We start from the raw sequence: 23672 nt of genomic DNA on the forward strand, positions 1-23672 counted from the left end.
CCAGGGACGCTCTGCGTCCCCACATCGAAGCCTTCGGCAACACCTGCCGCAAAATTCGCCTCGCAGGTTACCTATTCACATTTGCTCTATCGCCAAGCACTTCTATATTCATGAGGTGCTTTGGCGTTCCTGACGCTCAGTGCCCAATCAATCGAGGAGGACATGGATGAAGTCGTCAGCCACCGACGAGCCGCGAGCACCCGGCCAGGCGCCAATCAAAACCCGCCGTTTCGGCATTTCGCTGGTGTGGATCGTGCCGATCGTCGCGGTGCTGGTCGGCATCTCGCTGGTCGTGCACAACGTCATGCAGGAAGGCCCGACCATCGTCCTGACCTTCAAGACCGGCAGCGGTCTGACGGCCAACAAGACTGAAGTGAAATACCGCAACGTGGTGATCGGCCATGTCACCGGGGTCGAACTGAGCGACGACCAGAAAAACGTCAACGCCACGGTCAAACTGGCCAAGCAGGCCGAAACCTTCACCCGCGAAGACTCGCAATTCTGGGTGGTGCGCCCACGGATCGGCGCTGGCGGGGTTTCAGGCATCGACACGCTGCTCTCCGGCGACTACATCGGCGCCGACATCGGCCAGTCCAACAACCGCGCCAAATACTTCAAGGGCTTGGAGAATCCACCGCCGATCACCTATGGCGAACCCGGCAAGCGCTTCATGTTGCATGCCCCAGACCTCGGCTCGCTGGACATCGGCTCGCCGGTGTATTACCGCAAGATCCCGGTCGGCCAGGTCGTCACCTACACGCTGGACCCTGACGGCAAAGGCGTAAATATCGAAGTGTTCATCCATGCCCCGAACGATGCCTTTGTCACCGAAAACACCCGTTTCTGGAACGCCAGCGGCATCGACATCAATGTCGGCGCCAACGGTTTTGCGGTAAAAACCGAGTCGCTCTCGACGCTGTTGGTGGGCGGCATTGCCTTCCGCGCGCCCAATTACAACCCCAACGACAGCGCTGCCCCCGACGATAAAAACTTCGAATTGTTCGCCGACCAACAGACGGCCCTCGCCCCACCCAATGGCAAGGCGCAATATCTGAGCCTGCGTTTCGACCAGGCCCTGCGCGGGCTAAAGGTCGATGCACCGGTGGAGTTCCTCGGCATGGAGATCGGTCGCGTGGTGGCGATCAATCTGGATTTCGACGCGAAAAAACGCAGCTTCCCGCTGAATGTCGGCATCGTCATCTACCCGCAGCGCCTCGGCCAGGCTTACTCGAAAATGCTCACGGCGTTCAAGCATGACCCCAACGACGAAGCCGCGGGCATACGGCTGATGGGCACGTTCATCGACAACGGCCTGCGTGCCCAGGCGCGCAGTGGCAACCTGCTGACCGGGCAGTTGTATATCGCCCTGGACTTCTTCCCGAAAGCGGAAAAAGTCGCGTTCGACCCAACGTTGCGCCCGGTAGTGATCCCGACCGTGCCGGGCAGCCTCGAACAGATGCAGGAAAAACTTGAAGCCATGGTCGACAAGGTCAACAAACTGCCGATAGACCGCATCGCCAACAACCTCGACAGCAATCTGGTCGAGCTGCGCAAAGGCCTGGCCCAGTTCAACGGCAGAACCTTGCCGGGCGTACAAACCACCTTGGGCGACCTCAGCAAGACCCTGCAATCGGCCAGCTCGACGCTGGCTGAAGATTCGCCGCAGCGCGAGAAACTCACCGAGACCCTGGACGAACTCGGACGCATGTCGCGCTCGCTGCGCGAACTCTCGGATTATCTGGGCCGGCATCCCGAATCGCTGATCCGCGGCCGTCCCGACAACGCTGCGCCACTGGATCTGCAAGGGCCGCCGCGCAATTGAGCACAGGAGCTGAACCATGGCTGTACCGCTGAAGATCACCGTGCTCGCTGCGTGTCTGTTGCTGGGCGCGTGCCGCAGCGACCCGATCAGCTTTCACACCCTGACCCCAGTCCAGCCGGGTGCTGGCAGAAGCGGTGCGGAGATTGCCATTGAAGGCATCACCGTGCCGCCCCAGGTCGATCGCGCGCAAATCGTCATCCGCCAGGGCAACAGCGGCGTGGCGATTCTGGAAACAGACTGGTGGGCCGCCACCCTCGCCGATGAGTTGCGCGGTGCGCTGAACGAGCAGCTCAGTGCCGGCGTCCGTCAGCAGCCGGTGTCGGTGCGCATCGACGTGCAGCGGTTCGACTCGATTCCCGGCCAGTACGCACTGATCGATGTGAAGTGGCGCCTGCGCCAGCGTGCCGAGGCCAACCCATCGACGCTGACCTGTCGCACCCTGATTCAAACACCGTCCGGCACAAGCATCGAGGACCTGGTCGGTGCCCAGCAAAGCAACGTCAAACGCCTCGCCGCCGCGATAAATCAGGCGGCGGCGAGTGAGGCGTTCAGTTGCCCGACCGCGTCCTGAATCCACCTACAAGTCAAAGCGATCCACCGCCCGCCGCCGCTCGTTGTCATCGCGCACATCGTAGTTGGCGGTCGTCTGGATATTGCTGTGATGTGCCAGTTTTTGCGCAATCGACAAGTCGTGCTCTTCGATGACCCGGGTAATGAACGACCGGCGAAAGTCGTGGGGCATGATCTTCACCCCGACCTGGGTGCCACGCTGGCGGGCGATGTAGTAGATCGCGTGCTTGGTGATGCGCTCACGAGTGATGTGGTTGCCACGGCGAATACGGTTGAACAGAAACGCATCGTCGCTCTCCCCTTCCTTGAGCTGCGAACGCCGCAGTTCCAGCCACGCATCGAGCTTGGCGAACGCCCACGCCGGCGCGTACTTGATCAGTTGCTTGTTGCCCTTGCCCGTGACGGTCAGGCTGCGTTCGCTGAAATCGACCTGATTGAGGTCCAGGTCGACCGATTCCGACTTGCGCATGCCGGTGCCGTACAGCAGCGCAATCACCGCGGCATCGCGCAGCCCTTGCGGCCGCGGGTCGGCCGCGCACACTTCCATCAATTCACGAATCAAGGTGCGCTTGAGATTACGCCCCTGCGCCAGCCGCGTGCCCGCAATGCCTTTGACCGAGCGGATCTTCAACAGGTGATCCTGAGTGATCAGGCTCATGCGCCAGGCTTCGTTCATCACGCCGCGCACGGCGTTCACATACAGCGACGAAGTATTGGGCGCGTAACCGTCGGCGCGCAATGCGGCGACCAGGGCGACAACATCCTCGGGCTGCAACCCGTGCCAGGGGATTTCCTCGATATCAATGTCTTCGAAACCCAGACGGTCGGCAGCGTCCTGCAGGATATAACGCATGGTCAGTTGGCTGGACGGCGCCAGGCGTGCCAGATACAGCGTCAGCGGATTGGAGTTGGACGGGGTGGATTCAGTACTCGATAAGTCGATCAAACGAAACGGCCTTGAAATAGAAAACGATTCAACAAAAAACACTGCACGCAGAACATCATTACGGTGGCTTTGGAGACGGAAAGATAAGTAGCCGACCGCTCTGTACGGGCATCTTTGGCAAAAAACGGCATGACTCAATAACAGGGGTTGCCGCAAAAGGCCGACAACCTGCCGTTCGTGGGGGCAAAAGTCAATCGGGCATTCCCCGAACGGTCTGCTTCCTCGCTGACTGCACAGTGTTGCTACCGACAACACACGGTAGGCGAACTGAAACATGACCTTCTTATCCTGACGCAAGGAACAGCGCTCAGGAGTGTTCGATGAAAATCACAGTGTTTGGCAGTGGTTATGTCGGTCTGGTGCAAGCGGCAGTGCTGGCAGAGGTTGGTCATGATGTCGTGTGTATGGACATCGACCAGAATAAAGTCGACCTGTTGCGTCAGGGCCACGTGAGCATCTTCGAACCGGGGCTGGCGAGTCTGGTGCGCGAGGGGCTGGATTCAAAGCGGCTGCAATTTACCCCTGATGAACAACTCGCGGTGCAGCATGGTCGGGTGGCGTTCATCGCGGTCGGCACGCCCTCGCGCGAAGACGGCTCGGCGGACCTGCGCCATGTGCTGGCGGTTGGCGACGCCATCGCCCGTCATCGCCAGCAGCCCTTGATCGTCGTGGAAAAATCCACGGTGCCGGTCGGCACCGGCGATGCCCTGCGCACGTACATTGAAAAAGCGCTGATCAAGGTTGGCCGTCTGCTGCATTTCGATGTGGTGTCCAATCCGGAGTTTCTCAAGGAAGGTTCGGCGGTTGCCGACTGCCGCCGTCCGGACCGCATCGTTATTGGCTGCGAAGGCGATGCGGTGCGCGATGTGATGCGCGATCTGTACGCGCCGTTCAACCGCAACCACGATCGCATCCTGTTCATGGACCTGCGCAGCGCCGAGCTGACCAAGTACGCGGCCAATTGCATGCTCGCGACCAAGATCAGCTTTATCAACCAGATCGCCGAACTGGCCGAACACCTGGGCGCCGACATTGAATCGGTGCGCCAGGGCATCGGTGCTGACACGCGCATCGGTTATCACTTCATCTATCCCGGCTGCGGATACGGCGGCTCATGTTTCCCCAAAGACATGCGCGCGCTGATCCACAGCGCCGAGCAGGCACACTGCTCCAGCGATTTGCTGCAAGCGGTCGAAGCGATCAACCAGCGGCAGAAGCACAAGCTGTTCGAACGCATCAATGCCTTCTACAAAGGCGAGCTGCGCGGCAAGACCTTCGCCCTGTGGGGCCTGGCGTTCAAACCCAATACCGACGACATGCGCGATGCGCCGAGCCGGGTGCTGCTGGAAGCGTTGTGGGCCGCCGGCGCCAGCGTTCGCGCGTTTGACCCGGAGGCCATGCAGGAAACCCAAAAGCTGTATCCGGACCAATCAAAACTGCTGTTGATGGGCACCCCGGAATCGGTCCTGCCCGGCGCCGATGCGCTGATCATCTGCACCGAATGGCAGCAGTTCAAGGCACCGGACTTTGACCTGATCAAGCAACGCCTCAACAGTCCGGTGATTTTCGACGGGCGCAACCTGTACGACGCCGACCGCCTGGCGCGCAACGGCTTCCAATACTTCCCGATGGGCCGCGGTGAATCGCGCAAATTGCCGATTTCGTTGCAACAGTGGACGCACGCCTCGGACGTCGCGTGAACAAAGCAAGGCCTCTCCCAAATTGGTTTTGTGATGGTCAGTAATAGCTCTGGCGCACTCCGAAACTGTGGGAGCGAGCTTGCTCGCGAAGGCGGCTTGTCAGTCGATATCTGTGCTGACTGACCCACCGCTTCCGGGAGCAAGCCCCCTCCCACATTGGTTTTTTTGGTGGTCAGCAATTGCCCCGGCGCACCCCAAACCTGTGGGAGCAAGCCCCTCCCACAATTGGTTTTGTGATGATCAGTAATAACTCTGTTGCACTCCAAACCTGTGGGAGCGGGCTTGCTCGCGAAGGCGGCCTGTCAGTCGATATCAGTGCTGACTGACCCACCGCCTCCGGGAGCAAGCCCCCTCCCACATTGGTTTTGTGGTGGGTAGTAAATAGCCCTGGTGTTCACCAGACCTTTGGGAGCAAGCTCCTGCCACAGATATGTCTCAGCTTGACCGGCAGAGCCTGCACAGAGAGGATAGCGTTCGCCCGCCCGGCTTTGAAATAAGGACATTGACCTCCGTGGCCACCTACTCGCGCCTCATCCGCCGCTTGATGATCAGTTCGTTGAGCGTCGTCATCAGCCGCGCCCTGATCAGCCCGTTGTTGACCTTGTTCCTCAGCAACACTCTCGGGCTCAACCCCCAGGACGTCGGGCTGTTGCTGGGGATCGCGGTATTCAGCGCCACGTTACTTTCGCTTTACGGCGGTTACATCATCGACCGCCTGGACAAGCGCCGCCTGCTGATCCTGACCATGCTCTCAAGCGGGATCGGCCTGATCCTGCTGACCTTCGCACAGAACCTGTATCTGACCACCCTGGTGCTGATCATCAGCGAAACGGCGTCTGCCCTGTTCCTGATCTGCTCCAAGGCCATCCTTAGTGAAAACCTGCCGGTGGGCCAACGGGTCAAGGCGTTTTCCCTCAATTACACGTTGACCAATATCGGCTATGCAGTCGGTCCGATGATCGGCGTGGTGATTGCCGGTGTAGAGCCTGCGGCGCCGTTTCTGGTCGCAGGGGCAATTGCCATTGGCAGCATTTTTCTGTTGCTCGGCGTCGGCAGGGACGCCAAGCCGGAATCATCGATCAACCCACCTCCGAGCTTTGTGAACACGCTGGTCATTCTGAAAAACGACCGCACGATGGTCCTGTTCACCCTCGGTTGCCTGCTCAGCACCTTGGTGCACGGGCGCTTCACCTTGTATTTGTCGCAATACCTGTTGGTCACCCACACCCAGCAACAAACGCTCGACACCATGGCCGCCCTGCTCGCCTGCAACGCGATCACCGTAATCCTGCTGCAATATCAGGTCGGCCGTTTGCTGACCCGCGAACGCCTGCGCCACTGGATTGCCGGCGGCACCGCCCTGTTCATCGTTGGGCTGATCGGCTTCAGTCTGGCCGACAGTCTCGTCGGTTGGTGCGTGGCGATGTTCATCTTTACCCTGGGCGAGATGATCATCTATCCCGCAGACTTTCTATTTGTCGACACGCTGGCCCCGGAACACTTGCGCGGCAGCTACTACGGCGCGCAGAACCTGGCGGCACTGGGCGGTGCGGCCAGCCCGGTCATATGCGGTTTTCTGTTGATGCACACGCCGGCGCCAAGCATGTTTTACGCTTTGAGCGCATTGGCCGCAGTAGGCGGCTACTTGTGTTTCATGAGCGGTCGACGCATCGCCATAGCTCAAAAATAATGCACTAAAGCTGCATTTATATGAATTTGTCAGCATCGTCACGGAACGGCACACTGTGTGCGTTCCTCCCCCAATGTTGGAACGCTTCGAGGGCTTTCCGGATTTGCCGGACAAGTCCTTTTTTTTGCCCGGATTTTGTTAAGGATCGGTTCTACATGCTTGCTCGCTGGTTGCCCGCCGCCATCAACACCCGCCCCTCCGAATGGAGCCGCGCCGCCATCGGCATGGCGCTGGGCACGCTGTTCAGCGTGTGGCTGTGTGCCCAGGTGTTCGGTCATGAAGTCGCTTATCACCTGATCGGCCCATTAGGCGCGTCGGCCGTGCTGCTGTTCGCCGTCTCCTCCGGCGCCCTCGCCCAGCCTTGGTCGATTCTCGGTGGCTATCTGTGTGCCGGCGTCGTTGCGTTGCTGGTCGCTCACGTACTCGGGCGCACCCTCGGCAGCGCCTGTCTGGCGGCGGGCATGGCGCTGATCCTGATGTGCTGGCTGCGTTGCCTGCACCCACCGGCCGGCGCCCTCGCGCTGACGCTGGTGCTGGCCGACCCCGCGACCATCGCCCTGGACTGGAAAGCCATGGAACCGGTGATGCTCGGCGCGGCGTGCATGCTTGCCAGCGCCCTGGCCTACAACAACCTGACGCGCATTCGCTACCCGAAACGCCCGGCCGATCCGGCCCCGCCGGTGGTTCCGGTCGACAGCCAGGCCATTACCGCCGAAGACCTCAAGCGCGCATTGGCAGACATGGAAGCCTTCATCGACGTCACCCCCGAAGACCTCGAACGGCTGATCCACGCCACCGAACTGCACGCCAAGCGCCGCAGCATCGGCGAAGTCTTCACCCGCTGACACAGCAAACGCCGCCCCGTACGCACTGACCGCACGCACAGACCGTAGAAGCCGTAGGAGCTGACGAGTGCAACGAGGCTGCGATCTTTTGATCTTGCTCTCTAAAGATCAAAAGATCGCAGCCTTCGGCAGCTCCTACCCAAACCGCAACCATAAGATAAAAATGCAGACTCCCCCTGCACATATCCGCGTTGTACAAGGCAAATTTGCACTGTTAGGATCCGTTAACGCTCGCGCGCGAGCTTCTCGAATAAAGACAATAAAAGCAGGGAGTTACTGATGACAGCTCAGGCTTCATCCCCGCGGACCGAGTCCATGGATGCCACGCAAAACGAAGTGCTGGCCGAGGTGCGCAACCACATCGGGCACCTGACCCTCAATCGCCCCGCCGGCCTCAACGCCATCACCCTCGACATGGTGCGCCAGCTGCAACGCCAGCTCGACGCCTGGGCGACGGACGCCGATGTCAACGCGGTGGTCCTGCGCGGTGCCGGCGAGAAAGCGTTCTGTGCCGGTGGCGATATTCGTTCGCTGTACGACAGTTACAAAAGCGGCGACACCCTGCACGAAGATTTCTTCGTCGAGGAATACGCCCTCGACCTGACCCTTCATCACTACCGCAAACCGGTGCTGGCCTTGATGGACGGTTTCGTCCTCGGCGGCGGCATGGGCCTGGTGCAAGGCGCCGACCTGCGGGTGGTCACCGAGAAAAGTCGTCTGGCGATGCCGGAAGTTGCCATCGGCTATTTCCCGGATGTCGGCGGCAGCTATTTTCTCTCGCGCATTCCCGGCGAACTGGGGATTTACCTGGGTGTCAGCGGCGTGCAGATTCGTGCAGCCGATGCGTTGTACTGCGGGCTGGCCGACTGGTACCTGGACAGCAACAAACTGTCGCTGCTCGACGAGAAACTCGACCAGATGGAGTGGCAGGACACGCCGCTCAAGGCCCTGCAGAACCTGCTGGCAAAACACGCCGTGCAGACCCTGCCTGATGCGCCGCTGCAAACGCTGCGCCCGGTCATCGACCACTTTTTCGCCTTGCCCGACGTGCCAAGCATGGTCGAGCAACTGCGTGCCGTAACCGTCGCCGACAGCCATGAATGGGCCACCGCCACGGCCGATCTGCTCGAAACCCGCTCGCCGCTGGCCATGGCGGTGACTCTGGAAATGCTCCGTCGCGGTCGCCACTTGAGCCTGGAGCACTGCTTTGCCCTTGAACTGCATCTGGATCGCCAGTGGTTCGCCCGTGGCGACTTGATTGAAGGCGTCCGCGCGCTGCTGATCGACAAGGACAAGTCACCTCGCTGGAACCCGCCAACCCTCGCAGGGCTGGACGCGGCGAAGGTTGCGAGTTTCTTCCACGGTTTTGATGAAAGCGGGAACTGAGCCATGCACGATCTCGAACTGACTGAAGAACAAGTGATGATCCGCGACATGGCCCGGGACTTTGCCCGCGGCGAAATCGCCCCCCACGCGCAAGCCTGGGAAAAGGCCGGCTGGATCGACGACGCCCTGGTTGCGAAAATGGGCGAGCTGGGCCTGCTCGGCATGGTGGTGCCTGAAGAATGGGGCGGCACTTACGTGGATTACGTCGCTTACGCACTGGCCGTGGAAGAGATTTCTGCCGGCGACGGCGCGACGGGCGCGTTCATGAGCATCCATAACTCGGTCGGCTGCGGTCCGGTGCTCAACTACGGCAGCGAAGCACAGAAACAGACCTGGCTGGCATCGCTGGCCAGCGGTGAAACCATCGGTTGCTTCTGCCTGACCGAACCGCAAGCGGGTTCCGAAGCGCACAACCTGCGCACCCGCGCTGAATTGCGTGACGGCCAATGGGTGATCAACGGCGCCAAGCAATTTGTCAGCAACGGCAAGCGGGCGAAACTCGCGATCGTGTTCGCCGTGACCGATCCGGACCTGGGCAAGAAAGGCCTCTCGGCGTTTCTGGTGCCGACCGACACACCGGGATTTATCGTCGACCGCACTGAGCACAAAATGGGTATCCGCGCGTCCGATACCTGCGCGGTGACGCTCAATAACTGCGCCGTTCCTGAAGCAAATCTGCTGGGTGAGCGCGGCAAGGGTCTGGCGATCGCCCTGTCCAACCTAGAAGGCGGTCGCATCGGTATCGCCGCACAAGCACTGGGCATCGCCCGGGCGGCGTTCGAAGCGGCGCTGGCGTATTCGAAAGACCGGGTGCAGTTCGACAAACCGATCATCGAGCACCAGAGCATCGCCAATCTGCTGGCGGACATGCACATGCAAATCAACGCAGCCCGGTTGATGATTCTGCATGCGGCGCGGTTGCGCACGGCGGGCAAACCCTGCCTGTCCGAGGCGTCGCAGGCCAAGCTGTTTGCTTCGGAAATGGCCGAGAAAGTGTGTTCCTCTGCGATCCAGATTCATGGCGGGTACGGCTATCTCGAAGATTACCCGGTCGAGAAGTACTACCGCGATGCGCGAATTACCCAGATTTATGAAGGGTCGAGCGAGATTCAACGGATGGTGATTGCGCGGGATCTGAAAAACTATCAGCTCTAAAAGCTTCGCGAGCAGGCTCGCTCCCACAGGGAATGTGTGTGTGTGCAGCGCAGACTCAGTGTGGGAGGGGGCTTGCTCCCGTAGGCGGTGGGTCAGTCAGCAGATAGAGTGACTGACAAACCGCCATCGCGAGCAGGCTCACTCCTACAGGTTCCGGTGTGTGCCGTAGTTATTACGACCCACTGCAAAATCCATGTGGGAGGGGGCGTGCTCCCGAAGGCAGTGGGTCAGTCAGCAGATAGAGTGACTGACAAACCGCCATCGCGACCAGGCTCACTCCTACAGGTTCCGGTGTGTGCCGTAGTTATTACGACCCACTGCAAAATCCCTGTGGGAGCGAGCCTGCTCGCGAAGGCGTCAGCCCGGGCGCTACATCACTTGCCCCGGAACACCGGATCGCGCTTACCGACAAACGCGGCCATCCCTTCCTTCTGATCCTGGGTGGCAAACGCCGCATGGAACACCCGGCGCTCAAAGCGTACGCCTTCAGTCAGGTTCACTTCAAAAGCGCGGTTGACGCTTTCCTTGATCATCATCGCAATCGGCAGTGACTTGCTGGCAATCACCGCCGCAACCTTCAGCGCTTCTTCCAGCAATTCATCGCTCGGCACGATGCGCGCGACGATGCCACAGCGCTCGGCTTCCACGGCATCGATCATGCGCCCGCTCAGGCACATGTCCATGGCTTTGGCCTTGCCCACGGCGCGGGTCAGGCGCTGGGTGCCGCCCATGCCCGGAAGGACGCCAAGGTTGATTTCCGGTTGGCCGAATCTGGCGTTGTCGCCGGCCAGAATGAAGTCGCACATCAGCGCCAGTTCACACCCCCCGCCAAGAGCAAAGCCGTTGACCGCGGCGATGATCGGCTTGCGTCGGTTGGCGACGCGATCGCTGTCGCTGAACAGATCGTCCATGTAGATCTGCGGATAGGTCAGCTCGGCCATTTCCTTGATGTCAGCGCCGGCAGCGAAAGCTTTTTTAGAACCCGTGAGGACGATGCAGCCAATGTGCGCGTCGGCTTCCAGCGCGTCGAGGGCGTGGTTCACTTCGCTGACCAGTTGCGCGTTCAAGGCATTCAGCGCCTGGGGCCGGTTGAGGGTAATCAGGCCAACGCGGTCGCGGATTTCCAGGAGGATCGTTTCGTAAGTCATGAATAAAATTCCTTGTCAGAGATTGCGCGAAATGACCATGCGCTGAATGTCGCTGGTGCCTTCGTAGATCTGGCAGACACGCACATCGCGGTAAATGCGTTCCAGCGGGAAGTCGTTGAGGTAACCGTAACCGCCGAGGGTTTGCAACGCCATTGAGCAGACCTTTTCGGCCATTTCCGAAGCAAACAGTTTGGCCATCGACGCCTCCACCAGCGCCGGCTGACCGCTGTCGCGCAGGGCCGCAGCGTAGTGCACCATCTGCCGGGCCACGGCGATCTGCGTGGCCATGTCGGCGAGGCGGAACGCGACGGCCTGGTGTTCGATGATCGGCTTGCCGAAGGTGTCGCGCTCGCGGGCGTAATCGCGCGCCGCTTCGAACGCGGCGCGCGCCATGCCGACGGCCTGGGAAGCAATACCGACGCGGCCGCCCTCAAGGTTCGCCAGGGCGATTTTATAGCCCTCGCCCTCCTCGCCCAGCCGATTGGCTACCGGAACTTTGACGTCCTCAAAGAGAATCTGGCAGGTGTCTGACGCGTGCTGGCCGAGTTTGTCTTCGACCCTTGCGACCTTATAGCCCGGCGAGTCGGTCGGCACGATAAACGCGCTGATGCCGCGCTTGCCGGCGCTCGGATCGGTCACGGCAAACACAATCACCACCCCGGCATTCTGTCCGGAAGTGATGAACTGTTTGCAGCCGTTGAGCACGTAGTGGTCGCCGTCCAGACGTGCGCGGGTTTTCAGGCTGCTGGCATCGGAACCGGCCTGCGGCTCGGTCAGGGCAAAGGCGCCGAGCATCGCGCCGCTGGCCAGCGGTTTGAGGAATCGCTCGCGTTGATCGTCGTTGCCGAACTTGAGAATCGGCACGCAACCGACCGAGTTGTGCACGCTCATGATCGTCGAGCAGGCGCCATCGCCGGCGGCGATTTCCTCCAGAGCCATGGCGTAGGCCAGATAGCCGGTGTCGCAGCCACCCCACTGCTCCGCCACGAGCATGCCGAAGAAGCCGAGTTCAGCCATCTCAGAGATGGCTTCTCTGGGGAACCGGTGCTCGCGATCCCACTCGGCGGCGAACGGCTTGAGACGCTCCTCGGCAAACTGCCGGGCCATGTCACGGATCTGTTGTTGGTCTTGGTTGGGAATCATGGTGAATCCTTAAATCCGGGTTACCACAAAGAACCCCTGTGGGAGCGAGCTTGCTCGCGAATGCGGTGTGTCATTCAACCCTAATGTTGGCTGACAGAACGCCTTCGCGAGCAAGCTCGCTCCCACAGGGATTGTTGTTTACTTCAATAGAGGCATTCCACAGCCATGGCCGTGGCTTCGCCGCCGCCAATGCAGATGGCCGCAATCCCGCGTTTGAGCTGTTTCTGCCGCAGCGCCGCCAGCAGCGTCACCAGAATCCGCGCGCCCGACGCACCGATCGGGTGGCCCAGCGCACAGGCGCCGCCGTGCACATTGAGCTTGTCGTGCGGGATCTGCAGATGCGTCATCGCCGCCATGCCGACCACGGCAAACGCTTCGTTGACTTCGAACAGATCAACCTGATCCAGCGCCCATCCAGTCCGTTTCAGCAGGGTTTTGATCGCCCCGATCGGCGCGGTCGGAAACAGCCCCGGCGTGTCGGCGAACGCCGCATGACCATGAATCACCGCCAGTGGCGTGAGGCCCAGTTGCTGCGCGTGAGACTGGCGCATCAGCACCAGCGCAGCAGCGCCATCGGAGATCGAACTGGAGTTCGCCGCCGTCACCGTGCCGCCTTCGCGGAAGGCCGGTTTCAGCGAGGCGACTTTGTCGAGTCTGGCTTTCGGCGGCTGCTCGTCGTGACTGATCAGCACCTGTTCTTTGCCGACGGTCACGGTCAGCGGGACGATTTCGTCCTGGAAGCTGCCATCCTTGATCGCCTGCTGCGCGCGGGTGGTCGAAGCGATGGCGAAGGCGTCCTGCGCTTCGCGGCTGAAGCCATTGGTCTCGGCGCAATCCTCGGCGAAGGTGCCCATCAAGCGCCCCTTGTCATAGGCGTCTTCGAGGCCGTCGAGGAACATCGAGTCGAGCACACGGCCATGGCCCATGCGATAACCGGCGCGGGCACGATCCAGCAAGTACGGCGAGTTGGACATGCTTTCCATACCGCCGGCGATGACCACATCGGCACTCCCCGCGAGCAGCATGTCGTGGGCCATGATGGTGGTTTGCATGCCCGAGCCGCACATCTTGTTGACGGTGGTGCAGCGGGTGGATTTATCCAGCCCGGCGCCCAGCGCGGCCTGACGTGCCGGAGCCTGACCGAGGCCGGCGGGCAATACGCAACCGAACAGCACTTCATCAACCGCATCGCTGGCGACACCGGCGCGTTCAACCGCGGCCTTGATCGCGGCGGCGCCGAGTTGTGGAGCGGTGAGGCTTTTCAGCTCGCCCTGAAAACCACCCATTGGCGTGCGCACGGCACTGACGATAACAATCGGATCGTTGGAAACAGTCATGATGGTTCCTCCTTACTTGGCCGCCATGCGCAAGGCGCCGTCGAGACGGATCACCTCGCCATTAAGCATGCTGTTTTCGATGATGTGCCGCACCAGCGCGGCGTACTCGGCCGGCTTGCCCAGGCGCGGCGGGAACGGCACGCCGGCGGCCAGCGAGTCGCGCACTTCGGGGGTCATGCCGGCCATCATCGGGGTTTCGAAAATGCCCGGTGCAATGGTCATTACGCGAATGCCGAAACGCGCCAGCTCACGGGCGGCCGGCAGGGTCAGGCTGGCAATCGCGCCTTTCGATGCCGAATACGCGGCCTGGCCAATCTGCCCGTCGAACGCGGCGACCGAGGCAGTGTTGATGATCACGCCGCGTTCGCCGTCGGCATTGGCTTCGCTTTCTGCAATGGCCGCAGCCGCCAGGCGCAGCATGTTGAAACTGCCGATCAGGTTGACGTTGATGACCTGGGCGAAACTGGCCAGCGCATGCGGACCATTCTTGCCGAGGATCTTCTCGCCCCGGACAATGCCGGCGCAGTTGACTAGACCGTTGAGGCTGCCAAACGCGGCGACGGTCGCCTGCACGGCAGCCTCGGCCGCGGCTTCGTTGCTGATGTCCGCGACGACGCTTTGCGCACCCAGGCGCTGGGCTTGAGCGGCAAGCGCTTCGGCATTCATGTCCACGAGCATCACCTTGGCACCGGCGTTCACCAGCAGCTCAGCCGTGGCGGCGCCGAGGCCAGAAGCGCCGCCGGTGACGATAAAAACCTTGTTGTCGATCTGCATGTCGGTGTTCCCTTGGATTCAAGCTGAAACGTTGTGCGCCGCGGCCTCTTGAGCCTTGGCGATTTCCTGGTTGCGCAAGATAAAGCGCTGCAATTTGCCACTGGGGGTTTTGGGCAATTCGCTGACAAATTCGATTTCACGCGGGTACGAATGTGCGGCCAGGCGCTTGCGCACGTGCTGGCGCAGTTCTTCGGCCAGCTCCGGCGCTGCGCGATATTGCGCACTCAACACGACAAAGGCTTTGACCAGTTCGGTGCGCTCCGGGTCCGGTTTGCCGACCACCGCCGCTTCGACCACGGCCGGGTGTTCGATCAGCGCGCTTTCGACGTCGAACGGGCCGACGCGATAGCCGGAGGTGGTAATCACATCATCGCTTCGACCGACAAAACTGATGCTGCCGTCCGGGTTCCATTCCACGGTGTCGCCGCTGAGGTAGTAATTGCCGACGAAGGCCTTGGTCGGTGCGCCTTCGTAACCGCCGAACCAGCACATCGGTGATTGCCCACGGTCGATGGCGAGAATGCCCGGCTGTCCGGCCCCGAGTTCGTTGTAGTGCTCGTCCAGCACAACAATGCGATGGCCCGGCGAGGCGAAGCCGGCGGCGCCGATGTGCACCGGGTGATCGAGGCCGTGGTGATTGCACAGCACCATGCCCAGCTCGGTCTGGCCGTAATGATCGTGAATGACCACGTCGAGGTTGTCGGCGAACCAGCGGATGACTTCCGGGTTCAGCGGTTCGCCGGCGCTGCTGACGACGCGCAGTTTGCCTTTGACCGACTTGGCGAACGTATCACCGCCGGCAATCAGCAAACGGTACGCCGTCGGCGATCCGGTGAGGTTGGTGATGCCGTACTTGTTGATCACCCGGCAGGTGCTTTCAAGGGTGAACGGCCCGTCGTAGAACGTGATCGGGTGTCCCATCGCCAGCGGCCCGGTGACGCCGAAATAGATGCCGTAGGCCCAGCCCGGATCGGCCACGTTCCAGAAGGCATCTTCGGGACGCAGGTCCACCGCATCGCGGGTGTAACTCTGGAATGCAACGATAGCTTTAAGCGGCACCGACAGCGCTTTCGACGGCCCGGTGGTACCCGAGGTGAACATCAGCAGGAACGGGTCTTCGCCATTGAGCAGTACCGGTTCGCAGACGTTCGAGTGATTGCCCAGTTCGGCCCAGAAACTGAAATCGCCGCGCACGATGCCCTGGCCTTTGCTGCCGCCGACCGTAACGATGGTCGGGCAGTCGGCAACTTCGGCGAGTTTCGACCGGTTGACCGCGTCAGTGACCACGACTTTCGCCCCGGAGCTGTTCAGGCGATGTTCGAGGGCTTTGGGGCCGAATGCGGTAAACAACGGCTGATACACCGCGCCAATGCGCCAAGTGGCGAACACGGTGATGAGCAGTTCGATATTGCGCGGCAGCAAACCGGCGACCCGGTCGCCCTTGCGCACACCCTGGGCGAGAAGGAAATTGGCGAAACGCGCGGCCTGGTCCTGCAGATCGCTGAACGTGTACGTCGCGCTGGCGCCGTCGCGACCTTCCCAGAACAGCGCAATGCGCCCGGGCAAGGCATGGCGATCGCAACATTCGACACAGGCGTTGAGCGCCTCAAGCGTACCGCTGAGCGCGGCCTCCACGGTGTGCTGATAATTGAACTGTGCGGTGGCAGACAAGTAATCGCGCATTGCCAGAATCCCTCGGTGTTTTTATTAGGCTGGGAACCGTAAACAACAGGGGAATAGTCGCGCTGCGGGGCTTGGGCGGCAATGGTCAAAGCTATCAAAGTGGCTGACTGGTTTGGCCATGCCGGCTGACCTGATCGTTCCCACGTTCTGCGTGGGAATGCAGCCCCGGACGCTCCGCGTCCAGTCCGAAGCTGGAACGCGGAGCGTCCCTTGAGGCATTCCCACGCAGAGCATGGGAACGATCATCAAATGCGTTCCCCTGTGGGAGCGAGCTTGCTCGCGAAGGCGCCAGTATGAGCGCTGCGAAGTCCGGGTCAGACAACCTCATTCAGGATCAGCGTCCGGTAGTGCCCCGGATTCGACCCGGACCACTTGCGAAACGCTTTATAGAACGAACTCGCATCCGCAAAGCCCAGACGACTGGCAATCTCGACAAAACTGATCGAAGGCTCAGCCAGCCAGGCAATCGCCAACTCCTTGCGCACGCTGTCCTTGAGGCCTTGATAGGTCTGCCCCTCTTCGGCCAGGCGCCGGCGCAGGGTCGAGGCGGACATGCACAGTTGCTGGGCCAGTGCCTCGGTTTCGGGCCACTGTTCGGCTGGCAGTTGCCGTAGATCGTGCTTGATCCGGCTGGCGAGGCTTTGCGGGTCGCGGTACTTCACCAGAATGTTGGCCGGGGCGTGAGCCAGGAAGCGTTTCAGTTCTTCGGCACTACGCTTGATCGGCAGATCAAGGCAATCGGCGGAAAAAATCATCCGCGTGCGCGGGCGGTCGAAGCGCAGGTTGTCGGAGAACATCACCTGATAATCATCGATGAACTCCGGCTCAGCGCAACGCAGCTCAATTGCCAGAATCGGTATCCGCCGCCCCGCCAGCCAACAGGCGACGCCGTGGACGATCATCCAATAAGTGAAATAAGTGAAGGCGCGGCGCGGGTCTGCGTCGTCTTCGAGCAGGACGATTTCGGCGAGGCTCTGCTGACGCACCAGTTGCGCCGGCAGCCGTTCAAGCATCAACGACAAAAAACTCAAGCCACTCTCCAGACCCGCCGCCAACGTCGGTTGCGCCATCGCGCTGCGGCACAGAAAGGCCAGGCTGCCGGACTTGAGCTTGCGCGGGTCCATGCCGAAGAATTCGTCATCGCCGCGCCGGGCCAGCAGACGCCAGAGTCTGGCGTACTGCGAGGCCGGCACCCTGCCCTGATCCGTCATCAGCAACGCCGGATCGATGCCGACCTTGTTCAACGCCTCATCCGTGGCCGCGCCCGGCGCACAGCTTTGCAGCAGCGCTTCGCGCACCAGTTGGATCGCAATGGTGTCTTTTTCCGCCATGGAGCGATGTGAGCCTTGTTGTTTTTGGGTGGTGGGCATCTTAACCCAGCCTCCCGCCCCCACACAGTTCCCTTGTAGGAGTGAGCCTGCTCGCGATGGCGGTGTGTCAGCTAACAAGATGTGACTGATAGACCGATATCGCGAGCAGGCTCACGCCTACAGGGGATCTGTGTGAAACGAAGATTGTGTTTGTTCAGCTCAGGTTCAGCTAAATGTCAATCAATGCCATTTGGGAATGAGTGTCATTATGTTACAACTTAGCCACCTATCTAAATCACCGTGGTTGCCAAATGCTCGTTCCCTTTCTGATCATGCTGCGCGAAGGCATCGAGGCCGCGCTGATCGTTGGCATCATTGCCAGCTACCTGCAGCAAACCGGGCGTGGCCAGTGGATGCCCGCCGTGTGGATTGGCGTGTTCCTCGCCGCCGCCCTCGCCCTGCTGGTCGGCGGTGGTCTGGAACTGGTCAGCGCTGAATTCCCGCAAAAGCAACAGGAACTGTTCGAAGGCGTCGTCGGTTTGCTCGCGGTTGGCATTCTCAGTTCAATGGTGTTCTGGATGCGCAAGGTCGCCCGGTCGATCAAGCATTCGCTGCACGCCTCGCTGGATCAGGCGCTGACGGCATCGAACCATCAAGTCATTGCACTGATCGCCATGGTCTTTTTCGCCGTCGCTCGCGAAGGCCTGGAAACCGTGTTCTTCCTGCTCGCCGTGTTCCAGCAAAGCGAAGGTGCGGGCGCGCCGATCGGCGCCCTGCTCGGGCTGATGCTGGCGGTGATCGTCGGCTTCCTGATCTACAGCGGCAGCCTGCGCCTGAATCTCTCGGCGTTCTTCAAGTGGACCGGACTGTTCATCCTCGTGGTCGCCGCCGGGATTCTCGCCAACTCGGTGCAGGCGTTGCATGAAGCCGGACTGTGGAATCATCTGCAGACCGTGCTTTTCGATTTCAGCGCGACGCTGCCGATGGACGGCCCGCTCGGCTCGGTACTGGCCGGCATGTTCGGTTATCAGGATGCGCCGACCGTGAGCACCCTCGGCGCCTACCTGATTTACCTCTTGGTGGCGCTGGTGATGTTCTTCCTGCCGGCGCCCGGCCAAGCGGTGCCCACGACTTCCGTTTCCAGCCAATAAAGAGCCCCCATGTCTAACACTGAAAACCCTCAGGCCTCGCCTCCCCGTGCCCTGCGTTTGGCGCTGGCCGGCTCGGTGCTGCTGATGATCGCCGCCGGCGGGCTGTTCTGGTACGCCTCGAACATGGCGGCGGCCAAGCGCCAACACAACCACGACGAAATCGTCGTCAACATCCATCCGCACAGCTGCGAACCCAATGCGCTGACAGTGCCGGCCGGACGCGCCAGTTTCCGCATCGTCAACCGCTCCGAGCGTGCGGTCGAGTGGGAAATTCTCGATGGCGTGCTGGTGGTCGAAGAGCGTGAAAACATCGCGCCGGGCCTGAGCCAGGTGATCAACGCCAATCTGCAACCGGGCGACTACGCAATCACCTGTGGCTTGCTCAGCAACCCGCGCGGCACCTTGCACGTGACGCCGACGGCAGCCTCCGATGCCGCCGCCAGGGCCAAGCCGTCGATGGTCGCGTTCGTAGGACCGTTGTCGGAATTCCGTGTGTATCTGGCCGTTCAGGGCAGCGCCTTGATCAAAGCGGTGACGGCGCTGGATCAGGCGATTACCAGCGGCGATCTTGGTCAGGCGCAGGCGCTGTACCTGCCGGCGCGCGCCGCTTATCAGCGTCTGGCGCCGGCGGCGCAGCGTCTGGCCGAGCTGGATAACCGCATCAATGCCCGCGCCGATTACTTTGAAAAGCGCGAGCAGGACCCGGCTTTTGTCGGTTTCCATCGCCTCGAATATGCCCTGTTTCAGCAACGCAAACTCGACACCGCTGCGCCGATTGCCCAGCGCCTGCTCGCCGACGTCAGTGAGCTCAAACAACAGTTGCTCGCCCAGTCGCTGCCACCGGAGCAACTGGTCAGCATCGTCGTGCGCAACCTCAACAGCCTCGCCGACGTTCGCGCCGCCAGCGGTGAAGAGGAACGTTACAGCCACAGCGATCTCAACGGTTTCGCCGCCAACGCGCAAACCGCGCATAAGGTCGTCGACCTGTTGCGGCCAATGCTGAGCAAATCCGCCGCTGACCTGTTGCCAGACATCGACCAGGCGCTGGGCGACTTCGACAGCCAGCTCAACGCCCTCAACTCCGCCGACGGCTACGTCAGTTACGACGCCGTATCCGCCGAGCAACGCCAACAGATTGCCAACAACGCCAAGGCCCTGGCCACGGCTTTGAACGGCATCGACCCCGCCCTCGGCCTCTCCGGCCTGTAAGCAGAAGACCTATCGCGATGAAAGAAATCGAACCCCTCAATCTGCAGCGTCGTCGCGTCCTGATGGGCATGGGCGCCGCGGGTGTCGCCCTCGCCGGTTCGGCCCTCAGTTGCCCGGCCATGGCCGCCGCCACGGCGCAGGTGACCGAAGCGCCGAGCAGCGACAAGACCGAAGATCGCCACGATTTCCACGGTATGCACCAGGCGGGCGTCGTCACCCCACGCCCAGCCTCGGGCATGCTGGTGGCCTTCGATGTGCTGGCCAGCGATCGCGACGACCTTGAGCGGCTGTTTCGCACCCTCAACCAGCGCATCGCCTTTCTGATGAAGGGCGGCCCGGTGGCGCAGATCGATCCGAAACTGCCGCCGCCGGACTCCGGCATTCTCGGCCCGGTGGTCACCCCGGACAACCTGACCATTACCGTATCGGTGGGCGAATCGCTGTTCGATGAGCGCTTCGGACTGGCCGCGGTGAAACCCAAACGTCTGCAACGCATGGTCGGTTTTCCCAACGATGCGCTCGATGCCGACAGCTGCCACGGCGACCTGAGCCTGCAGTTCTGCGCGAACACCGCCGACACCAATATTCACGCCCTGCGCGATATCGTGAAAAACCTGCCAGACCTGTTGCTGGTGCGTTGGAAACAAGAAGGCAGCGTACCGCCCCAGGCGCCGACCAAACCCGGCGTACCGGCGCAATCGGCGCGCAACTTTCTCGGCTTTCGCGATGGTTCGGCCAACCCTGATTCCAACGATGGCAAAGCCATGGACCGGATCGTCTGGGTGCAGCCGGGCAGCGATGAGCCGGCCTGGGCGGCCCACGGCAGTTATCAAGCGGTACGCATCATCCGCAACTTTGTCGAGCGCTGGGATCGCACGCCGTTGCAGGAACAGGAAAGCATTCTTGGCCGGGTCAAAAGCAGCGGCGCGCCCATCGGCGGCCACAGCGAAAGCGAAGTGCCGGATTACAGCAAAGACCCAGCCGGCAAGCTGACCAAACTCGATGCGCACATTCGTCTGGCCAACCCGCGCACCGCCGCGAGCCAGGCCAACCTGATCCTGCGTCGGCCGTTCAACTATTCCAACGGCGTCAACAAAAACGGCCAGCTCGACATGGGCCTGCTGTTCATCTGCTACCAGGCCGATCTGGAAAAAGGCTTCATCACCGTGCAGACCCGCCTCAATGGCGAGCCGCTTGAGGAATACCTCAAACCGGTCGGCGGCGGTTATTTCTTCACCTTGCCGGGCGTCACCGGCGATCACGACTTCATCGGTCGCTCACTGCTTGCCGCCACATCCGCCCAAACAACCGCATGACACCCAACCGACACTGGAGCCGCCCCCATGAAAAAAACGCCACTCGCGTTATTGCTGACCCTTGGTTTGCTCAACACCCCGCTGTCGGCGTTCGCCGCCACGGCGCCGCTGGATCTGGTGGGGCCGGTGTCGGACTACAAGATTTATGTCACGGAAAAGCTCGACGAACTCGCCAGTCACACCCAGCAGTTCACCGATGCGGTGAAAAAAGGCGACTTGGCCACCGCGCAAAAGCTCTACGCGCCGACCCGTGTCTATTACGAGTCGATCGAGCCGATTGCCGAGCTGTTCAGTGACCTGGACGCGTCAATCGACTCGCGTGTCGACGACCATGAAAAAGGCGTGAAGGCTGAAGACTTCACCGGGTTCCATCGCATTGAATATTCGTTGTTTGCGGAAAAATCCACCAAGGGGCTGGATGCCCTGGCGGACGGTTTGAACAAAGACGTGCAGGATCTGCAAACCCGTGTCGCCAGCCTGACCTTCCCGCCCGAAAAAGTGGTGGGTGGCGCAGCGGCGCTGCTGGAGGAAGTCGCAGCGACGAAGATTTCCGGCGAGGAAGATCGCTACAGCCACACTGACCTGTACGACTTCCAGGGCAACATCGACGGCGCGAAAAAGATTGTCGATTTGTTCCGTGCGCAGATCGAACAGCAGGACAAGGCGTTTGTGGCCAAGGTCGACAAGAATTTTGCAACCGTGGATAAGATCCTCGCCCGGTACAAGACCGCCGATGGCGGCTTTGAAACCTACGACAAGGTCAAGGACAACGATCGCAAGGCGCTGGTCGGGCCGGTGAATACGCTGGCGGAAGATTTGTCGATGATGCGTGGGAAGTTGGGGCTTAACTGACCTTTTGTAGCGTCTGTCAGGGCCCTATCGCGAGCAGGCTCACTCCTACAATTGGAATGCGTTCCCCTGTAGGAGTGAGCCTGCTCGCGATAGCGGTTTTGGCTGCACTGCAAATTTGATCCCTTACAAAATCCGATACAACAACCGCTCAATCCGCACACGACTCACCCGCTTGAGAAACTTCGCCACCCCCGCCGGGTAATCCGGCAGCGTCTCCAGCGTGTGGAAGCTGTCGATCCGCGTGGTATGGCGGAAGATGTTTTCCAGTTCCTGCGCCCGCGGCTCCAGCCACTCGCCTTTGGGATCATCGATCAGCAGCGCGTTTTCCAGATCGAGGCGGAACGCCCGGGGATTGAGGTTGTTGCCGGTCAGCAAGGTGTAGCGCTGATCGACCCACATGCCCTTGAGGTGATAGGTGTTATCGCCGTCGCGCCACAAGTGCAGATTCAACTGGCCGCTGTCGATGTTGCGCTGATGGCGCTTGGCAAAACGGCGCAGGCTGATTTCGTACAGATACGGCAGCGCCGCAATCACCTTGAACGGCTCGCTCGGCGGAATGTAGAAGTCGTTGGCGGTCTTGTCGCCAACCACGATATCGATCTTCACGCCACGGGCCAGCGCGCGGTTGATCTCACGGATCACCCCCAGCGGCAGGTTGAAGTACGGTGTGCAAATGGTCAGTTGCTGTTGCGCGCTGGCAATCAGTTCGAGAATCGCCCGGTTCAACGGGTTGTTCTTGCCCACGCCCAACAGCGGGCTGACCGACAGGCCTTCCCTGGCCGTGCTGCCGGCGCTGGTGTCGTAAGTGGCGTATTTGAGGCGACTGCGCAGATCGCCGATGTCATTGCGCAGGCTGCGCGTACTCGGCAGGTTCGGCAGATCGAGGCGGTGCACGGCTTTGGATTCGATCAGCCCATGCTTGACCAGGTGATGCATCGAATCCGCCAACGCCTGGTTTTGCAGCACGTGATAGCGGTCGAAACGGTACTTGTCGAACTTGTGCAGATAAACGTTGTTCAGGCTCGCGCCGCTGTACACCACGCTATCGTCGATTACAAAGCCTTTCAGGTGCAGCACGCCGAACAGTTCGCGGGTTTGCACCGGTACGCCGTAGATCGGCACTTCGCTCTGGTGGGTACGCGTCATGTCCTGATACCAGGCGGCGTTGCCTGGCTGCTTGCCGGCACCGATCAGCCCACGCTGCGCCCGCAACCAGTCGACCACCACGGCAATCTCCAGCTCCGGGCGCTTGAGTTTGGCGGCGTGCAGGGCATCAAGGATTTCCTGACCGGCTTCGTCCTGCTGCAAGTACAGCGCGACGATGTAGATGCGCTGGGTCGCTGCGGCGATTTTCGCAAGCAGGCAACGACGGAACTCGGCAGCGCTCGACACAATGCTGACCGCCTCGGGGGTCAGCGCAAAGCTGCGCAGTTTGGGCAGCAGAGAACGTTTGAAAAGCAACGGCATAAGGCTCGCAGGGGTTCGAATCCGAAGAGTTTGAGAGCTTACACCATCGTCTGCGTCTGGTCTTGTCAGTGTCCTGAAGTCCAGGATCAGATCGTTCCCACGCTCCGCGTGGGAATGCCTCAATGGACGCTCTGCGTCCGCTCTGGGACGCAGAGCGTCCCGGGCTGC

General features: G+C 61.1%; 19 protein-coding genes. 11 read left to right on the forward strand and 8 right to left on the reverse strand.

Going from position 1 to position 23672, the window contains the following annotated elements; genetic code table 11:
* Positions 1-166 precede the first annotated feature (166 nt).
* Both HU739_RS04510 and HU739_RS04515 read left to right on the forward strand, forming a co-directional pair.
* Entirely contained in the window at positions 167-1822 is a 1656-nt protein-coding gene (locus tag HU739_RS04510) for a PqiB family protein (RefSeq protein WP_186548165.1), read from the forward strand.
* A gap of 16 nt (positions 1823-1838) precedes the next feature.
* On the forward strand, positions 1839-2393 hold the full coding sequence (locus tag HU739_RS04515; protein WP_186548163.1) for a PqiC family protein: 555 nt from the start codon (positions 1839-1841) through the stop codon (positions 2391-2393).
* Positions 2394-2399: 6 nt separating this feature from the next.
* On the opposite strand, the gene HU739_RS04520 is transcribed toward HU739_RS04515, so the two are convergent.
* Positions 2400-3245 carry a site-specific integrase gene (locus tag HU739_RS04520; RefSeq protein WP_225922837.1) on the reverse strand — a complete coding sequence of 282 codons (846 nt, stop codon included), beginning with the start codon at positions 3243-3245 and terminating at the stop codon, positions 2400-2402.
* A gap of 413 nt (positions 3246-3658) precedes the next feature.
* On the opposite strand from HU739_RS04520, the gene HU739_RS04525 reads away from it, so the two are divergent.
* The 5 genes from HU739_RS04525 (at position 3659) to HU739_RS04545 (ending at position 10114) form a co-directional block, all read left to right on the forward strand.
* On the forward strand, positions 3659-5038 hold the full coding sequence (locus HU739_RS04525) for a UDP-glucose dehydrogenase family protein (RefSeq protein WP_186548161.1): 1380 nt from the start codon (positions 3659-3661) through the stop codon (positions 5036-5038).
* Positions 5039-5549: 511 nt separating this feature from the next.
* Complete coding sequence (locus HU739_RS04530; RefSeq protein ID WP_186548159.1) at positions 5550-6728, forward strand: MFS transporter; 1179 nt, start codon at positions 5550-5552, stop codon at positions 6726-6728.
* Between the two features lie 155 nt (positions 6729-6883).
* Entirely contained in the window at positions 6884-7573 is a 690-nt protein-coding gene (locus tag HU739_RS04535; protein WP_186548156.1) for an HPP family protein, read from the forward strand.
* A gap of 279 nt (positions 7574-7852) precedes the next feature.
* Positions 7853-8959, forward strand: coding sequence for an enoyl-CoA hydratase/isomerase family protein (locus HU739_RS04540; protein WP_186548154.1), 1107 nt, complete (start codon positions 7853-7855; stop codon positions 8957-8959).
* A 3-nt stretch (positions 8960-8962) separates the two neighbouring features.
* Complete coding sequence (locus tag HU739_RS04545) at positions 8963-10114, forward strand: acyl-CoA dehydrogenase family protein (RefSeq protein ID WP_186548152.1); 1152 nt, start codon at positions 8963-8965, stop codon at positions 10112-10114.
* A 374-nt stretch (positions 10115-10488) separates the two neighbouring features.
* Here HU739_RS04545 and HU739_RS04550 read toward each other — a convergent pair whose 3' ends face one another.
* The 6 genes from HU739_RS04550 to HU739_RS04575 form a co-directional block, all read right to left on the reverse strand.
* Positions 10489-11262, reverse strand: a complete 774-nt coding sequence (locus tag HU739_RS04550; RefSeq protein ID WP_186548150.1) for an enoyl-CoA hydratase — start codon at positions 11260-11262, stop codon at positions 10489-10491.
* A 15-nt stretch (positions 11263-11277) separates the two neighbouring features.
* A complete protein-coding gene (locus tag HU739_RS04555; RefSeq protein ID WP_186548148.1) occupies positions 11278-12405 on the reverse strand; it encodes an acyl-CoA dehydrogenase in 1128 nt (375 codons plus the stop codon).
* A 143-nt stretch (positions 12406-12548) separates the two neighbouring features.
* The gene (locus tag HU739_RS04560) at positions 12549-13742 is read right to left on the reverse strand and encodes an acetyl-CoA C-acyltransferase (RefSeq protein ID WP_186548146.1); all 1194 of its coding nucleotides are present in this window, start codon (positions 13740-13742) and stop codon (positions 12549-12551) included.
* Positions 13743-13754: 12 nt separating this feature from the next.
* Positions 13755-14516 (reverse strand): SDR family NAD(P)-dependent oxidoreductase, encoded by a 762-nt coding sequence (locus HU739_RS04565; RefSeq protein ID WP_186548144.1) that lies wholly within the window; start codon positions 14514-14516, stop codon positions 13755-13757.
* Positions 14517-14534: 18 nt separating this feature from the next.
* Entirely contained in the window at positions 14535-16199 is a 1665-nt protein-coding gene (locus HU739_RS04570; RefSeq protein ID WP_186548142.1) for an AMP-binding protein, read from the reverse strand.
* 314 nt (positions 16200-16513) lie between these two features.
* Positions 16514-17530, reverse strand: a complete 1017-nt coding sequence (locus HU739_RS04575; RefSeq protein ID WP_186548402.1) for an AraC family transcriptional regulator — start codon at positions 17528-17530, stop codon at positions 16514-16516.
* Between the two features lie 290 nt (positions 17531-17820).
* Between HU739_RS04575 and efeU the strand changes: the two genes are divergently transcribed.
* Genes efeU through efeO (HU739_RS04595) form a run of 4 tightly spaced genes read left to right on the forward strand, consistent with a single transcriptional unit; the run spans position 17821 to position 22037 of the window.
* Positions 17821-18660 (forward strand): iron uptake transporter permease EfeU, encoded by an 840-nt coding sequence (efeU, locus tag HU739_RS04580; protein ID WP_186548140.1) that lies wholly within the window; start codon positions 17821-17823, stop codon positions 18658-18660.
* A 9-nt stretch (positions 18661-18669) separates the two neighbouring features.
* Positions 18670-19869, forward strand: a complete 1200-nt coding sequence (gene efeO / locus HU739_RS04585) for an iron uptake system protein EfeO (protein WP_186548138.1) — start codon at positions 18670-18672, stop codon at positions 19867-19869.
* Between the two features lie 17 nt (positions 19870-19886).
* Positions 19887-21185: an iron uptake transporter deferrochelatase/peroxidase subunit gene (gene efeB / locus HU739_RS04590; RefSeq protein ID WP_186548137.1), complete on the forward strand. Its 1299-nt coding sequence runs from the start codon at positions 19887-19889 to the stop codon at positions 21183-21185.
* A gap of 27 nt (positions 21186-21212) precedes the next feature.
* Entirely contained in the window at positions 21213-22037 is an 825-nt protein-coding gene (gene efeO / locus HU739_RS04595; protein WP_186548135.1) for an iron uptake system protein EfeO, read from the forward strand.
* Between the two features lie 123 nt (positions 22038-22160).
* On the opposite strand, the gene pssA is transcribed toward efeO (HU739_RS04595), so the two are convergent.
* Entirely contained in the window at positions 22161-23504 is a 1344-nt protein-coding gene (gene pssA, locus HU739_RS04600) for a CDP-diacylglycerol--serine O-phosphatidyltransferase (protein ID WP_186548133.1), read from the reverse strand.
* Positions 23505-23672: the final 168 nt, after the last annotated feature.

It is taken from the genome of Pseudomonas hamedanensis (assembly GCF_014268595.2).
Taxonomy (GTDB): Bacteria; Pseudomonadota; Gammaproteobacteria; order Pseudomonadales; family Pseudomonadaceae; genus Aquipseudomonas; species Aquipseudomonas hamedanensis.

What these genes read in the sequence shown, in the direction of transcription:
- HU739_RS04510 (WP_186548165.1), top strand. Translation starts at nt 167, where the DNA reads ATGAAGTCGTCAGCCACCGACGAGCCGCGAGCACCCGGCCAGGCGCCA.
- HU739_RS04515 (WP_186548163.1), top strand. Translation starts at nt 1,839, where the DNA reads ATGGCTGTACCGCTGAAGATCACCGTGCTCGCTGCGTGTCTGTTGCTG.
- HU739_RS04520 (WP_225922837.1), bottom strand. Translation starts at nt 3,245, where the DNA reads ATGCGTTATATCCTGCAGGACGCTGCCGACCGTCTGGGTTTCGAAGAC.
- HU739_RS04525 (WP_186548161.1), top strand. Translation starts at nt 3,659, where the DNA reads ATGAAAATCACAGTGTTTGGCAGTGGTTATGTCGGTCTGGTGCAAGCG.
- HU739_RS04535 (WP_186548156.1), top strand. Translation starts at nt 6,884, where the DNA reads ATGCTTGCTCGCTGGTTGCCCGCCGCCATCAACACCCGCCCCTCCGAA.
- HU739_RS04540 (WP_186548154.1), top strand. Translation starts at nt 7,853, where the DNA reads ATGACAGCTCAGGCTTCATCCCCGCGGACCGAGTCCATGGATGCCACG.
- HU739_RS04545 (WP_186548152.1), top strand. Translation starts at nt 8,963, where the DNA reads ATGCACGATCTCGAACTGACTGAAGAACAAGTGATGATCCGCGACATG.
- HU739_RS04550 (WP_186548150.1), bottom strand. Translation starts at nt 11,262, where the DNA reads ATGACTTACGAAACGATCCTCCTGGAAATCCGCGACCGCGTTGGCCTG.
- HU739_RS04555 (WP_186548148.1), bottom strand. Translation starts at nt 12,405, where the DNA reads ATGATTCCCAACCAAGACCAACAACAGATCCGTGACATGGCCCGGCAG.
- HU739_RS04560 (WP_186548146.1), bottom strand. Translation starts at nt 13,742, where the DNA reads ATGACTGTTTCCAACGATCCGATTGTTATCGTCAGTGCCGTGCGCACG.
- HU739_RS04565 (WP_186548144.1), bottom strand. Translation starts at nt 14,516, where the DNA reads ATGCAGATCGACAACAAGGTTTTTATCGTCACCGGCGGCGCTTCTGGC.
- HU739_RS04570 (WP_186548142.1), bottom strand. Translation starts at nt 16,199, where the DNA reads ATGCGCGATTACTTGTCTGCCACCGCACAGTTCAATTATCAGCACACC.
- HU739_RS04575 (WP_186548402.1), bottom strand. Translation starts at nt 17,530, where the DNA reads ATGGCGGAAAAAGACACCATTGCGATCCAACTGGTGCGCGAAGCGCTG.
- efeU (WP_186548140.1), top strand. Translation starts at nt 17,821, where the DNA reads ATGCTCGTTCCCTTTCTGATCATGCTGCGCGAAGGCATCGAGGCCGCG.
- efeO (WP_186548138.1), top strand. Translation starts at nt 18,670, where the DNA reads ATGTCTAACACTGAAAACCCTCAGGCCTCGCCTCCCCGTGCCCTGCGT.
- efeB (WP_186548137.1), top strand. Translation starts at nt 19,887, where the DNA reads ATGAAAGAAATCGAACCCCTCAATCTGCAGCGTCGTCGCGTCCTGATG.
- efeO (WP_186548135.1), top strand. Translation starts at nt 21,213, where the DNA reads ATGAAAAAAACGCCACTCGCGTTATTGCTGACCCTTGGTTTGCTCAAC.
- pssA (WP_186548133.1), bottom strand. Translation starts at nt 23,504, where the DNA reads ATGCCGTTGCTTTTCAAACGTTCTCTGCTGCCCAAACTGCGCAGCTTT.